11 protein-coding genes and 1 pseudogene are annotated in these 13722 nt (G+C 63.9%); 7 read left to right on the top strand and 5 right to left on the bottom strand.

Annotated features, from left to right (window positions below; translation table 11 throughout):
• Positions 1-105: 105 nt before the first annotated feature.
• Positions 106-333: a DUF6894 family protein gene (locus tag AC1DVA_RS06750; RefSeq protein ID WP_265050825.1), complete on the top strand. Its 228-nt coding sequence runs from the start codon at positions 106-108 to the stop codon at positions 331-333.
• A gap of 605 nt (positions 334-938) precedes the next feature.
• On the opposite strand, the gene AC1DVA_RS06745 is transcribed toward AC1DVA_RS06750, so the two are convergent.
• Genes AC1DVA_RS06745 through AC1DVA_RS06730 form a run of 4 tightly spaced genes read right to left on the bottom strand, consistent with a single transcriptional unit; the run spans position 939 to position 4750 of the window.
• Entirely contained in the window at positions 939-1733 is a 795-nt protein-coding gene (locus AC1DVA_RS06745; RefSeq protein ID WP_265050827.1) for an inositol monophosphatase family protein, read from the bottom strand.
• Positions 1730-2524, bottom strand: coding sequence for a carbohydrate ABC transporter permease (locus tag AC1DVA_RS06740; protein ID WP_265050828.1), 795 nt, complete (start codon positions 2522-2524; stop codon positions 1730-1732). The genes AC1DVA_RS06745 and AC1DVA_RS06740 overlap by 4 nt, the downstream gene beginning before the upstream one ends.
• Entirely contained in the window at positions 2521-3408 is an 888-nt protein-coding gene (locus tag AC1DVA_RS06735; RefSeq protein ID WP_476805453.1) for a carbohydrate ABC transporter permease, read from the bottom strand. Before AC1DVA_RS06735 ends, AC1DVA_RS06740 begins: the two co-directional genes overlap by 4 nt.
• Before the next feature lie 19 nt (positions 3409-3427).
• Positions 3428-4750, bottom strand: a complete 1323-nt coding sequence (locus tag AC1DVA_RS06730) for an ABC transporter substrate-binding protein (RefSeq protein ID WP_476805452.1) — start codon at positions 4748-4750, stop codon at positions 3428-3430.
• Positions 4751-5005: 255 nt separating this feature from the next.
• On the opposite strand from AC1DVA_RS06730, the gene AC1DVA_RS06725 reads away from it, so the two are divergent.
• The 3 genes from AC1DVA_RS06725 to AC1DVA_RS06715 all read left to right on the top strand — a co-directional run bounded on the left by AC1DVA_RS06725 (position 5006) and on the right by AC1DVA_RS06715 (position 8636).
• The gene (locus AC1DVA_RS06725) at positions 5006-5986 is read left to right on the top strand and encodes a sugar-binding transcriptional regulator (RefSeq protein ID WP_476805451.1); all 981 of its coding nucleotides are present in this window, start codon (positions 5006-5008) and stop codon (positions 5984-5986) included.
• Positions 5987-6103: 117 nt separating this feature from the next.
• On the top strand, positions 6104-7090 hold the full coding sequence (locus AC1DVA_RS06720; protein WP_265050829.1) for a carbohydrate kinase family protein: 987 nt from the start codon (positions 6104-6106) through the stop codon (positions 7088-7090).
• A 163-nt stretch (positions 7091-7253) separates the two neighbouring features.
• Positions 7254-8636: a mannitol dehydrogenase family protein gene (locus AC1DVA_RS06715; RefSeq protein ID WP_476805450.1), complete on the top strand. Its 1383-nt coding sequence runs from the start codon at positions 7254-7256 to the stop codon at positions 8634-8636.
• A 127-nt stretch (positions 8637-8763) separates the two neighbouring features.
• Here the strand turns inward: AC1DVA_RS06715 and AC1DVA_RS06710 are convergent.
• A pseudogene (locus tag AC1DVA_RS06710) lies at positions 8764-9024 on the bottom strand (ATP-binding cassette domain-containing protein); the annotation flags it as partial.
• Between the two features lie 183 nt (positions 9025-9207).
• Here AC1DVA_RS06710 and AC1DVA_RS06705 point away from each other — a divergent pair.
• From AC1DVA_RS06705 to AC1DVA_RS06695, 3 genes are all read left to right on the top strand, one after another.
• Positions 9208-10536, top strand: coding sequence for an ABC transporter substrate-binding protein (locus tag AC1DVA_RS06705; protein WP_476805449.1), 1329 nt, complete (start codon positions 9208-9210; stop codon positions 10534-10536).
• A gap of 160 nt (positions 10537-10696) precedes the next feature.
• A complete protein-coding gene (locus tag AC1DVA_RS06700; protein ID WP_476805448.1) occupies positions 10697-12412 on the top strand; it encodes an ABC transporter permease in 1716 nt (571 codons plus the stop codon).
• Between the two features lie 2 nt (positions 12413-12414).
• A complete protein-coding gene (locus AC1DVA_RS06695; protein ID WP_476805447.1) occupies positions 12415-13506 on the top strand; it encodes an ABC transporter ATP-binding protein in 1092 nt (363 codons plus the stop codon).
• The last annotated feature ends 216 nt before the right edge of the window (positions 13507-13722 follow it).

Here is a 13722-nt window from a genome sequence, read left to right as displayed (position 1 = left end):
TTGGGACAGCGTGAAATTTGAAACTGGGTTATCTCCATTTGCGAGAAAACCGGGCTTAATGCTGCGGACTGCGGAACACTTGGGAGCGCACCGCATTCTGCGGTGATGGCTCGTTATTTCTTCCACACTCGCGATGGCGAGAAAGCAGACATCGACGATGAAGGTATTGATCTGCCCGACGACAAGGCCGCGACAAATGCGGCCAAAGAGCTACTATCCGCAATGACCACGGAGAAACTTCCGAATGGCGACCATATGGCCATTTCGGTAACGGTCCTGAACGCACAGGGCGCAGAAATCTATATCGCGAAGCTGACCCTCGATGGGCACTAGATCGAGGCCTCCGACACGCGGCCTGTGACTGCCAGATAGCGGTCACTCGAGTGGGTGACCGCAGCCACAATGGCTGTTCCGTCTTCGCAGATAATCCTGACGCAAGTCATCAGGCGGCCGGATCGAGCCCTGACGTATCGCAAAGCAAATACCCGGTGCGAGTATCGTCGTACGCGTTGCCGAACTGGTAGCGGAGCGGGAGCTCGCGACCGTCGCGCGTAATCAAGATTCCATGTCCCAATTTCATGGCGATGTGTCTCCGCCTGGCGGCATCAATGTGTGCCGCGAGCGGTCATGTCCAAATAGGCTGTGGAGACAACTGCGCCAGCAGTATGCGCCGGCTCCTCCCCCGAGGCTGTGTCTTTTGACAGGCCGTTCCGGCGACGCGCGTCATTCGAGAGGGCGGCGTCTTACGCAAAAGCCCCGCCTGCGAAGCGGACGGGGCTTTCACACTCAGCGGTTGCGGGGGCCTGAACCACCACCGCGATCTCAATTGCAAAATACCAGCTGCCTGCTCTCCACGCCACATCGTCGGGCTCGACCATGCGCTCCGAGCAGCCTCGCCAGGTCAGTTCGCTCTCCGATCAGGTGTTGACCGGGCAGCCTCAACTCAATCGGGATATCAGTTCGTCAACGACTGAGGCTGGGCCCACCAGCATGGGCTGGCGCGTCGGAAAGCCGTAATCCGGCTTGAGAAGATCGGAGAGCTCCAGGGCGGAACCATCGAGATAGCGTTCCACATGGCCGAGCGCCCTGGTGAACGGAAGGGCAGGAGCGAGATCCCACAGATAGCATGGGCCGGTGATGATGGCATCGCAGCGACCCGCCGCCAGCATCATCAGGTGGTAGAGATTGGAACCGAGGTTATGCAGGCGGTAGCCTTCAACCCGGCGGACATCGATCGCGTCGTGGATCGAGGTGATCATGATGTTGCGGGTATCGGCCGCGACCGATGCCGGGCGGACCGGCATCGGCTCGCCGTTGAGGAGAGCCTTGCCGCCCTCGAAGACGAAGCTCTGGCGCGGGATGGGAAAATGCAGATACCCGCTGACGGGTTCCGTGCCGTCGATCAAGCCCATGCCGAGCCCCCAGACCGGCAAGCCCCGAGCGAACGACGCCGTGCCGTCGAGAGGGTCGATCGCCCATTGGCGGCTGGCGCCGGGCAGATACGACTCCGCCTCCTCTTCCGATATCACTCCGATGTCGGGGGTGTGGGCCACCAGACGCTTGAGAACATGCGTGGACGCAGCCTGGTCCGCTTCGGTCACAGCCGAGCCGTCGCTCTTGTCCTGCGCACTCAACCTGCCATGGAGCGGCAGGGTGATGTCGTCGTATTCGCGGAACAGGCGCTCGACGAAGTCGAGATGACTGGTGGCGCGGCTCGAATGATGGATGGTCACGACATGCCTTTGACGAGATATTTCTGGGCGACGAAACAGAGGACGATGACGGGGAGCACGGCGACGACGCCGAGAGCGGAGACCTCGCCCCACAGGATTCCCCGCTCGGTCTTGAAGAAGACGACCGCGGTCGAGACCATGTTGACCTTGGAGGAGCTCAGGAACAGGGCGTAGGTGAACTCGTTCCAGGCGGCGAGGAAACACATGATCGCCGTGGCGAACAATCCCATGCGCACCTGTGGCAGCACGATCCTGACGAGCACCCCGAGACGGCTGCATCCATCGAGCATCGCCGCCTCCTCGACCTCCGGCGCCAGCGCGGCCAGGTAACTGCGCATCATCAGCACGACGAAGGGCAGGTTGAAGACCATGAAGGTGACGATGAGGATCGCGTAGGTGTCGAGCATCTCGAAGGTCAGGCCGATGACGTAGAACGGCAGAACCAATGCGATCGAAGGGAATATCCGCGACGAGAGGATGGCGAAAACGACGGCTTCCTTGCGCGGGAAGCTGAACTTGTGAATCGCGTAGGCTGCCGCCGTGCCCAGCGTCAGGCACACCGCGACATTGCAGAGCGACACGATCAGGCTGTCGACGATGTAGCCATACAGGCCATGATTGATGATCGCGGCCCGGTAGTTCTCGAGCGTCGGGCTGAAGATGAAGCGCGCCGGCTCATACAGCATCGCCCGCGTCTTGAACGACGTCACCAGCATGTAGAGGACGGGGAAAGCCGCGAAGACGCAGGCCAGCGCCAGCCAAACATAGTCTCGCAAGCGAGCCGGCATCATGTCGGTTGGCCCCTGCGACCGGTCGTCACCATAAGGGCCGAGAGAGCGGTGATGATGAGCACCAGTATGACGGCCGCAGCTGCGGAAAGACCGATCGAGCCCAGCGTGAAGGCCGTCTTGTAGACATAGAGCGGCAGGATGGTGGTGGCGTTGCCCGGCCCGCCATCCGTCAGCGTGAAGATCGGGCCGAAGGCCTGAAAGGCGAGAATGGCCTGGAAAATGCTGCTGCTCAGGATCACCGGCCGCAATTGCGGAACGATGATCAGCCAGAAGACCTGCCGATCGCTGCACCCGTCCAGGCGCGCCGCCTCGAGCGGCTCGGGGGCAATGTTCCGGAAGCCTGCCAGGATCATCAGCGCCGAGAGTGGGAAATGCATCCAGACCAGCACGATCAGGACCGATAGCAGGGCATAGCTTTGACCCAGCCAGACGATCTTGAGGCCGAAGAGTTTGTCGGCCGCCGCGTTGACGATGCCGAAATCGTAGCTCAGCATCAGCTTCCACATCAGTCCGGCGATGGCCGGGTTGACCGCCATCGGCAGGATGATCAGCGTCGTGGCGACGTATTCGAAACGGATCCTCTTGTTCAGAAGCGTCGCGACGCCGAGGCCCAGCAGGGTCTTCAGCACCACGCTGACGAGAGTGACGATCAAGCTGAGGCGCACGGCCGGCCAGAATTCGACCTCGCGCCCCGAAAGCAGCCGGCGGTAGTTGTCCAGCCCGACGAATTCGCGCTCGGACCAAGTGTAGCCGATCTCGAAGGACGTCAGGCTGATATAGGCCAGCAGCATGACCGGCACCGCGCTCAAGAGCAGCAGCGGCAGGGCCGTTGGCCCCAACCAGAGCCACGGAACGAAGCGTTTCATCGGGTCGGCTGCCGGCATGCGATCATCGAGGCCGCGATCAATTGCTCTTCTTGATGCGCGCGGAAATCTGCTCCAGCTCGGGCTTCGCCGCGGCCAGCGCTTCCTTCGGCGACATCTTCTTCAGCAAGGCCTGGCCAGCATAGAAGCCGGCGGTCTGCTGGATCTTGTTGGCCTCGGCAGTCTGGGGCACCCAGTTGCGGCCGATCGCCAGCAGATTTCCCGCCGCATCCAGGCTCTCCTTGATCGCACGGGCGAGGTCCGGATCCTTGGCGATGAAATCGGGGTCGTTGAGCGTCGACAGCCGAGACGGCACGCCGCCCCTTGCGATGATGTCCTTCGCCTTCGCTTTCGACGTCATCCGGGCGATGAAGGCCCAGCCGGCCTCCTTGTTGCGGCTGTTGGCGGGCAAGCCGAGGCTCCAGCCACCGACCGGACCGAAGCGCCCCTTCGGGCCTGAGGGAGGCGCGACGTAGCCGACCTTCCCGACGACCTTCGACTTGGACGGGTCGGTCAGCCATGGTTGCAGCGAGGTCGCGTCGAACCACATCGCGGTCTTGCCGGAAGCGAAGGCGGAGACCGCAGYATCCCAGCTATAGGTTTCGACATCCGGCGGAGCGTTCGACAGAAGCGCGAGAAGATATTCCAGCGACTGCAGCGCCTCGGGGCTGTCGACTGCGACATCCCATGTCTTCTGATCGATGATGTTGGCGCCGAAGGCCGGCGTGAAAAGCTCCCAGCTCAGAGCGAGCGTCCGCCCGGTCTCGGCCCGCATGGAAATGCCGGAGAGCCCTGGCTCCTTGTTCTGGAAGAAGCGCGCGGCCTCCAGCAACTCGTCCATCGTCTTGGGGGCGGCCCGGCCGTATTTCTCGAACAGGTCCTTGCGATAGGACAGGAAGAATGTTTCGCCGGCAACGGGAACGCCGAGCACCTTGCCCTTCGTGCTGCCGATCCCCTGGCGATAGGCAACGTGGATGTCCTCGAAGTCGTAGTCATCAGGCGTTGCCGCAGCGTTCTGGACGAGGTCGCGCAGGTCCGTCAGCATGCGCTTGGCCTCGTATTCGGCCAACGCGGTGCCGCGCACCATGTAGACGTCGTATGAGGTATCCCGCGCCGTCTGCGCGAGCAGCTGCTTCGACATGATCTCGCCGCTGCCCACAACCTCCCACGTCACCTTGATGCCGGTCGCCGCCTCGAATTCCGGCGTCAGCGCCTTCATCGCATCCGATGCAGGATGCGAGATCGCGAGAATGCGGATCTCACGGGCCGGCTTTCCTTTCAGCGCCGCTTCCCAGGCGGCAAAAGGCGCCGCTTCGACGCGGCCTGAGCCGAGGCTCACCACCCCGACAGCCAATCCCGACAACAAAATTTCCCGACGAGACAGCACCATGGTTCGACTCCCTAGACTGGGCTTGATCGCCCATTTGAGCGCATATATGCACATCTGATACATAACGGTCAATTTCGTTGATGGCGGCATGCTGCGGATGCCCGCGATGCAACCGACCTCAAGGAATGAAGACGCGGGGTCGGAGGAGTGGATGGAAAGGCTCAACCCGCGGCATCCGATGATGTACCTAGTCACCAGCGCCGCCTCGGCGCGGTGATGGAGTTGGACATGGCAAGGACGCCGCGCGAAGACCTCGGCTCGGGGAAAAAGTCGGACCGCCGGTCGGCCGCGCGCACGATCCAGCTTCTCGAGGTCGCCCGCCGCTTCTATATCGACACGGAATCGAAGGTGGTCATCGCCAAGCGCCTCGGGATCAGCCGGTTCACGGTCTCACGCCTTCTCGAACAGGCGCGGAGTTCGGGGCTGGTCCGGATCGACATTCGGCCGCCGGCGGACGTGGACTTCGCCTTGTCGTCGGCGCTGATGCAGAAAACCAGCCTCAAGCGGGCCATCGTTCTGCCCTCCGCCGATCCCGCCTCGGAACTCGGCCTCCTGGCCGATGCAGCCGCGTCTTATCTCGTCGAGGTCGGGGTTTCCGAGGATGTCCTCGGCCTGGTGGCGGGTCGAACGACCAGCCTGATCCTCGACCGGATCGAGGAACTGACGGCCCAGGCGATCGTGCAATTGTCCGGTGTCAGCAGGGCATCGTATTTCGAGCACAATCCCGCAGAGACGATCCGCGCGATGGCGATGCGTTTCCGGGGCCAGACCTTCCCCATATACGCACCACTCATCCTCGACGACGCGGCGCTCGTCGCTTCCCTGCGCGAGCAGATCGGCATCGCCGATAGCGTCGCCCAGTTTCCCAAGCTGACGCGCGTGCTCTTCTCGGTCGGCGCCTGGAAGGAAGGCGGTTCGGGCCTGTTCGAAAGCCTGGATCAGAAGAGCCGCGACAAGGCGGCGGATGCCGGCGCTATCGCGGAAATCCTGGGGCATCTTTTCGATGCCCGCGGACGACGCATTTGCCAATCACTGTCCGACAGATGCCTCACGATCCCCTTCGACGATTTCAGCGCCGTCGCGGACCGGGTCGCGGTCGGCGGCAGCGCGCGCGCCCAGGCCGTCCTCGCCTGCGTCAAGGCCAAGGCCGCGACGACGCTCGTCACCGATTCCAGGACGGCGGAATTCGTCCTGTCGGAGCTGGGGTGACGCTTTGCCCCTCGACACAGCACCTGTACTCGCATCGCCCTGCATGGTTGGGTGCGCCATGCCACCCCGCGCCGTGATCGGTGGCGCTGCCGGCAGATTTCCCACGAGGCTCGAGACATGACGATTTTGGTATGCGGCGAGGCCCTCGTCGATCTGTTCGTCCAAACTGGCCCGGAGGGACTTGCAACCGAAGCCGTTCTCGGCGGCTCGCCCTTCAATGTCGCGATCGGTCTGGCGCGGCTGGGTGCGCGCGCGTCGTTCCTCGGCGGGATATCCTCCGATGCCTTTGGCGATGCGATCCGAGCCCGCCTCTCGGCCGAGCATGTCGATCTCGACCATGTCGTCAGCTCCGATCAGCTGACCACCATAAGCGTGGTCGCGCTCGATGCGGCGGGTCATCCGGCCTATGCATTCCACGGTGAGAACAAGGCCGATCGGCAGATCCGCGTCGAGGACCTGCCGGGAGCGCTCGGCCCGGACGTGGCCGCGATCGTCTTCGGCTCCTATACGCTCGCGGTCGAACCGGTCGCGTCCTCGCATCTTGCTTTGGCGCGCCGGGAAGCCGGCAAGCGCCTCATCTCGATCGATCCGAATCTGCGACCCACCGTGACGCCCGATCTTGCGCTCTGGCGCGAGCAGTTTGCGAAGTTCCTGCCTTTCGCGACGATCATCAAGGCGAGCGAGGAGGATCTCGCCGCTGCGTTTCCGGGGATAGCTCATCAAGAGCTGGCGGAAGCGTGGTTCCGGCAGGGCGTGAAGCTGTGCGTGGTGACGCGCGGGGCGAATGGAGCCATGGCGCTACGCCCCGGCCGGTCACCGCTCGCAGTAGCTGGTGTGACGATCGATGCCGTCGATACCGTCGGAGCCGGCGACAGCTTTCATGCCGCACTTCTGGCCCGCCTTGACCAGCTCGGCCATTTATCCCCGCATGCGGTTTCAGGCATGAGCGATGCGACGCTAGCAGACGTGGTCGCATTTGCCGTCGCGGCCTCTGCGATCACCTGCTCACGGCGAGGTTCCGCTCCGCCGAGACTCGAAGAAATGACGTCGGGAACGATCTCATCGTTCCGGGAAACCAGCGCGGGTGCTACGGCGCAATCCTGACCCCGTCGTTCTTCATCGCCGGATTCCGGCCCAAACCTCACCCTACCGATCGGCTGACAGGCTCACGATGGCACCGACAGTTTTGAATCGCCGCTCCCTTGCGGATCTACCGTCATCGGTCGAAGCGCCGGGTTTCGATCCGTCCCGGGTTCGGCCCGGCATCGTGCATATAGGCCTCGGCGGCTTTCATCGCGCCCACATGGCGCGCTACAGCCATGAACTGATGGAGCGTGATGACCAGGCGCTAGGCTGGGGCATTCTCGGCGCGGTGCTCATGCCCAACGACCGGCGTATGGTCGAAAGCCTCGTGCCCCAGGATGGGCTCTACACGCTGATCGAGCGCGAGGGCACACAGGAGCGCGCCCGGATCATCGGCTCGCTCGCAGGCGTGGCGGATGCGACCGAGTCCAGCGAACCACTCCTGGCGGCGCTCGACGACCCTGCAATCCGGATCGTCAGCCTGACCGTCACGGAGAACGGCTACTGCCTCAATGCGGCAACCAAGCGCCTCGATCCCGAGCATCGCCTGATCCGCGCGGATCTTGCCGCACCGGAACGCCCGCGAAGCGCGATCGGCGTCATCGTCGAGATGCTGCGCCGGCGACGGGAGCGCGCCCTGCCGCCTCCAACCGTTCTGTCCTGCGACAACATCCAGCACAATGGCGAGGTGCTGCGCCAGGCCGTTCTCGACTTGGCGAGCCTCAGGAACGATGCGCTTTCTTCCTGGATCGAAAGCGCCGTGAGCTTTCCGTCGACCATGGTGGACCGCATCACTCCGGTGACGGCGCAAGCCGATATCGATGGGCTGGCCTCGCGCCATGGGCTCATCGACCGCTGGCCCGTCGTTTCCGAAACCTTCAGCCAATGGGTCATCGAGGACCGCTTCCCGCAGGGCCGGCCAAGCTGGGAGGACGTCGGGGCGCAGTTCGTCGAGGACGTCGCGCCCTACGAATTCATGAAGCTGCGGCTGCTCAACGGCAGCCATCTCGCGGTTTCCGGCCTCGGCCAGCTCGCGGGCTATGTCACGATCGACGAATCCATGGCCGACGCGCGGATTCAGGCGGTGATGAGGGCGCTGATGGACCGGGAGACCGGGCCGGCGCTCCCTGCGATTCCCGGCGTCGACATCGCCGCATACAAGGCCCGGCTGATCGAGCGCTTTGCCAATTCGGCGATCCGGGACACGGTGCAGCGAGTCAACTCCGACGCGCCCATCAACGTGCTCGTCGACCCTATCCGGGATCGGCTGAAGACTGGCGGCGACGTCACTTTTCTCGCGCTCGCGCTGGCAGCCTGGCTGCGGCGCGTGCGCGGCGTGGACGAGAGAGGCGCCCCGCTTGTGGTGACGCATCCTCTCGCCGTGCTTTTGCGCGAGAAGGCCTTGGAGGGTGATGCCGATCCGAGACCGCTGCTGTCGATAAACTCGCTCTTCGGCGAACTGCGGAATGATCCACGTCTCGTCGATGCGGTCGGATATTGGCTCGGCAGCCTTTATCGCGACGGCATCGAGGCGACGCTCGACGAAGCGGCGCGCCGCGCGAGTTAACGCTCGGGGCCTCCGATAGCCGCGGTGAGCTGGCAAAACGGAGCGGGTGGGCAGCGGCGAACGCCGCTCACCTATGCAAGCTTTTCCAGCGCCCGTTCATGCAGTTGGCGGTCGCCGGCGGCGGCGAATTCTTCACCACCGTCAGATGTGGAAAGAGGTTCAAGCTCTGGAACACCATGCCGACCTCACGGCGCACGGCGATGGCGCTGCGCTCATCCGCGAGCAAAAGTGCCGTTGACGGTGATGTGGCCGCTGTCATGGCCCTCCAGCCCGTTGATGCAGCGGATCATCGTCGACTTGCCTGAGCCCGAAGGCCCGCAGACGACGAACTTCTCGCCTTGGCGACGGTCAGACTGAACTCCTTCAGCGCCCGGAAGCTGAGTCCGATCGGCTGCTGGCATGCCTGCCGATCGTCGGATCGTGCCCCTGGTTCCGGCTTGGACGATTTCTTCCAATTGCGAGGGTGACAGCCGGCGAGGTTCTAYGACAGCTTCATGACAGAAGGCTGCGAAACAGCAGCTCGTCGGCGCGCCTTGTGCGCGCCGAGCTCAATCACAGGGAGAGGACCAGGATGTTTACCCGCAGGGTCGCGCTTGCGACCGCAGTTGGCCTAGCCGTTGCCGCCTCGGGCGCGGCGGCACAATCGCCGTCCGGAAAGGTCACGGTCGTCACCTCCTTCTCCAAGGATGTCACCGATCCGATCAAGAAGGCGTTCGAAAAGGCCGTTCCGGGCGTTTCGCTCGAAGTCCAGAATCGCAACACCAATGCGGGCGTCAAATATCTCGAGGAGACCAAGGCCAACAACCAGGTCGACCTGTTCTGGGCCTCGGCGCCCGACGCCTTCGAGGTGCTGAAGGGCAAGAACCTGCTCTCCGCCTACAAGCCGAAGGCGACCGGCATTCCCGACAAGATCGGCTCCTATCCGATCAACGATCCGGCCGGCTTCTATTTCGGTTTCGCGGCGTCCGGCTATGGCATCATGTGGAACGAACGCTACGCCAAGGCCAACAAGCTGCCCGACCCCAAGGATTGGCAGGATCTCGCCAAGCCCGTCTTCTACGACCATGTCGCGATCGCGGCGCCCTCCCGCTCGGGAACGACGCATCTGACGATCGAGACCATCCTGCAGGGCGAGGGCTGGGACAAGGGCTGGCGCACCATCAAGGAGATGGCGGGCAATTTCCGCGCGATCAACGAACGCTCCTTCGGCGTGCCCGAGCAGGTGAATTCGGGCCAGGTCGGCGTCGGCATCGTGATCGATTTCTTCGCCTTCTCCGCGCAGGCTTCGGGCTTCCCGGTCAAGTTCGTCTATCCGACCGTGACGACCGTGGTTCCCGCCAATGTCGGCATCGTCGCCAATCCGCCGAACAAGGCAGCGGCCGAGGCCTTCGTCGAATTCCTGCTCTCGCCGGCCGGACAGGAGGTGCTGCTCGAGCCCGGCATCCGGCGCCTGCCGGTGAATCCGGCGGTCTATGCCAAGGCCGGCGCGGACTATCCCAACCCCTTCACCGATCCGCGCTTCCAGAAGATGATCGGCTTCGACGTCGACAAGTCGGAAGCCCGCACGGCGGTGGTCGATACGCTGTTCGACCAGCTGATCTCCTTCCAGCTCGATGCGCTGAAAGGCGTCAACAAGGTGCTGCACGAGGTCGACGCGGCGCTGGCCAAGAAGCCCAACGACAAGGCCAAGGCGCTCGCCGAGGAGGCACGCGTGCTGCTCGCCGCCATGCCGGTGATGGAAGCGCAGGCCGCGAGCGCGGAGCTGCGCGGCGCCTTCACCGGCGGCAAGGAAAAAGGCGCCCGCCAGGCCGAGGTGGAGAGCCAGTGGGCGAGCTTCGCCCGGGACAATTACGCCAAGGCGAAGGCCAAGGCGGAAGAGGCCCTCAAGGCGGCGAAGTAAGCTCGCGCGTGTCATCCTGTCCGCGCTGCAGCCTGAAACGCTGCGGCGCGGACACGGGACCGCGCGACGAGTAGGCGCCTTTTCCTGAAGACGATCCCGCATCTGCGCAGCGGCACCTGAGTGCCGCAGCGCGTGCGGGATGACACCCGGCCACACACCCATGACCGCCATCCCGACCTCGGCTCACCGCCCCCGTCGCATCGCCGGCACGCCCGGCCAGATCGCGCTGGCGCTGGCGATCGCCGCCTTCCTCCTGGCGTTCCTGGTGCTGCCGGTGGCGACGGTGATCTATGTCGCCTTCACCGAGAAGGGTACCTCGACCTTCACGCTGGTCAATTTCTACGACTTTGTCCGCACCGAACTCTTCATGCGCTCGCTGTGGAACTCCTTCTATGTTTCGGCGATGTCGGTGGTCTGGGCCTCGGTCTTCGCCCTGCCGTTGGCCTATCTGACCACGCGCTTTGTCTTTCGCGGTGCGGCCGTCGTCCAGACGCTCGGCTTCCTGCCACTGATCATGCCGCCCTTCGTCGGCGCGGTCGCCATGCAGCTCTTCTTTGGTCGCAACGGCTCGATCAATCTGCTGCTCGACGACTGGTTCGGCTTCAAGATCGACTTCATGGAGGGGCTGAACGGCGTCATCTTCGTCCAATCGGTCCATTATTTCCCGTTCATTTTGATCAATCTCTCGGCCGCGCTGCGCAACATCGACCGCGCCATGGAGGAAGCTGCGCAGAACCTCGGCTCCTCGGGCTTTCGCCTGTTCCGTCGCATCGTCTTCCCCCTTGCCATGCCGGGCTATCTCGCCGGCGCCTCGCTCGTCTTCGTCAAGGTTTTCGACGACCTCGCCACGCCGCTGCTGCTCAACGTCAAGGACATGCTGGCGCCGCAGGCCTATCTGCGCGTCACCTCGATCGGCATCGCCGACCCAATGGGTTACGTCATATCGGTCGTGTTGATCATCGCCTCGGTGATGGCGATGTGGCTCTCGGCCGCGGCGCTCAAGGGACGCGACTATGCCACCACGCAACGCGGCGGCGGCGGCCTCGCCAAGCGGGTCATGACGCCCTGGGAGGCGTTCTTCGGCTATGGCGTTGTCATTCTGATCCTGGCGCTGGTGCTGGCGCCGCATCTCGCCCTGTTGCTGCTTTCCTTTGCGACGATCTGGTCGTTCTCGCCGCTGCCCGACGCCTTCACGCTGGCGCATTACGCCCGCGTCTTCGGTGAAAGCTCGATCTACATCAAGAACACGCTGATCTACGCCAGTCTCGCCGGCGCCATCGACATCGTGCTCGGCGTCGCCATCGCCTATCTCGTCCTGCGCACCAGGCTGATCGGCCGTGAATGGCTCGACTGGATGGCGACGGCCGCGCTCGCCATTCCCGGAGTCGTGCTGGGCATCGGCTATCTCAGGACCTTCTACGGGGTGAGCTTGCCGGACGGGACGCCATTGGCCTCGCTCTGGATCACGATCGTGCTGGCGCTGGCGATCCGGCGCCTGCCCTATGCGCTGCGGGCCTGCTATGCGGCGCTCCAGCAGATCTCGGTCTCGCTCGAGGAGGCGGCGGAGAACCTCGGCGCCACCAAGGCCCGGACGGTGCGCCGCATCGTCGTGCCGCTGATGGCCGGCGGCATCCTTGCAGGCTTCGTCACCTCGTTCTCGACGGCCGCGGTCGAGCTTTCGGCGACGCTGATGCTGGTGCAGTCGAACTCCGATGCGCCCCTCGCCTACGGGCTCTACGTCTTCATGCAGTCGGCCGCAGGGCGCGGTCCCGGCGCGGCGCTCGGCGTCATCGCCGTCATTCTCGTCGCCGCCTGCACCTTTCTCTCCCATTTCATTATCGAACGCAGCCAGAAGGCCAAGGGAATGGGCCATTGACCATGAACGCGACCGCCCCCCTGACCACGCCCGCCGTCGCCGTCGACATCGAAGACGTCAACCTCTCCTACGGCGCCAATCACGTCCTCAAGGGCATCAATCTCGCCATCGAACCGGGCGAGTTCTTCGCCTTCCTTGGCCCCTCCGGCTGCGGCAAGACCACGCTGCTGCGGCTGATAGCGGGTTTCAACCAGGCCGATACCGGGCAGGTCCGGATCGGCGGCAAGGCGATCACCGGGTTGCCGCCCTGGAAGCGCGATGTCGGCATGGTCTTTCAGTCCTACGCGCTCTGGCCCCACATGACGGTGCGCCGCAACGTCGCCTTCGGGCTGGAGGAGCGCGGCATCAAGCGCACCGAGATCGACCGGCGCGTAGAGGCGGCGCTTGGCCTCGTCGGCCTGGCCCACCTTGCCGAGAGGCGCCCTTCGCAGCTTTCCGGCGGCCAGCAGCAGCGCGTCGCGGTAGCCCGTACGGTCGCCGTCGAGCCGAAGGTCCTGCTGCTCGACGAGCCTCTCTCCAACCTCGACGCCAAGATGCGCGTCCAGGTTCGGCGCGAACTGCGCGATATGCAGCAGCGCCTCGGGCTGACCACGATCTTCGTCACCCACGACCAGGAGGAAGCGAACACGATCTGCGACCGGATCGCGGTGATGAACGACGGCATCGTCCAGCAGGTCGGAACCCCGATGGAGCTCTACGAGCGGCCGGCGAATCTCTTCGTTGCGAACTTTCTGGGCACGGCGAACATTTTAGATGGCCGCGTTGTCGAGGCCGGCGCAGGGCGGCAATTCGTGCTCGATGGCGGGATTGGAATTCCGATCGGCGATGCGCATGTTCCCATCGGAGCGAAACTGGTCTTTCGTCCGCAGCACGCAAGACTGTCGCTTCACGGCCTTCAGGACAGCGGAGTATCGCTGCCGTCCGTGGTCAACGCCCGCGAATTCCTCGGCTCGACGGTTCGCTATTTCGTGTGCGTCAACGAAACGGAAGTAGCCGTCGACATGCCCTTCAGATCAGGGCGCGAGCTTTTCGAAACCGATGCGAAGGTCGTGCTGAGTTTGYCGCAGGACTCCCTCCTCTGGCTGGCCGATTAGCGGTTCGATTCCGGCCAACGGAATCCCGTAAAACAGTTACTTTGAGTGGGGGGCTGTCGGGGCTCTGGGCAGCGGGGCATGGCACCGCGAACGATAAAGCCGGAGCAACGGCATTCGCCGCGACATCAACCTCCGGGTAGCTCCCGCGCAATTCAGGCGAGAGGCGAAGTCAGGCGCGTCCCTGATACGCGCCGACGCTGTTTTCAGAGCCCATAC

It is taken from the genome of Allobosea sp. P4_C6 (assembly GCF_056402015.1).
The sequence above is the reverse complement of the archived record's forward strand: the minus strand, read 5'-3'. Positions and strand labels throughout refer to the sequence as shown.

What these genes read in the sequence shown, in the direction of transcription:
- AC1DVA_RS06705 (WP_476805449.1), top strand. Translation starts at nt 9,208, where the DNA reads ATGTTTACCCGCAGGGTCGCGCTTGCGACCGCAGTTGGCCTAGCCGTT.
- AC1DVA_RS06740 (WP_265050828.1), bottom strand. Translation starts at nt 2,524, where the DNA reads ATGATGCCGGCTCGCTTGCGAGACTATGTTTGGCTGGCGCTGGCCTGC.
- AC1DVA_RS06725 (WP_476805451.1), top strand. Translation starts at nt 5,006, where the DNA reads ATGGCAAGGACGCCGCGCGAAGACCTCGGCTCGGGGAAAAAGTCGGAC.
- AC1DVA_RS06720 (WP_265050829.1), top strand. Translation starts at nt 6,104, where the DNA reads ATGACGATTTTGGTATGCGGCGAGGCCCTCGTCGATCTGTTCGTCCAA.
- AC1DVA_RS06750 (WP_265050825.1), top strand. Translation starts at nt 106, where the DNA reads ATGGCTCGTTATTTCTTCCACACTCGCGATGGCGAGAAAGCAGACATC.
- AC1DVA_RS06700 (WP_476805448.1), top strand. Translation starts at nt 10,697, where the DNA reads ATGACCGCCATCCCGACCTCGGCTCACCGCCCCCGTCGCATCGCCGGC.
- AC1DVA_RS06735 (WP_476805453.1), bottom strand. Translation starts at nt 3,408, where the DNA reads ATGCCGGCAGCCGACCCGATGAAACGCTTCGTTCCGTGGCTCTGGTTG.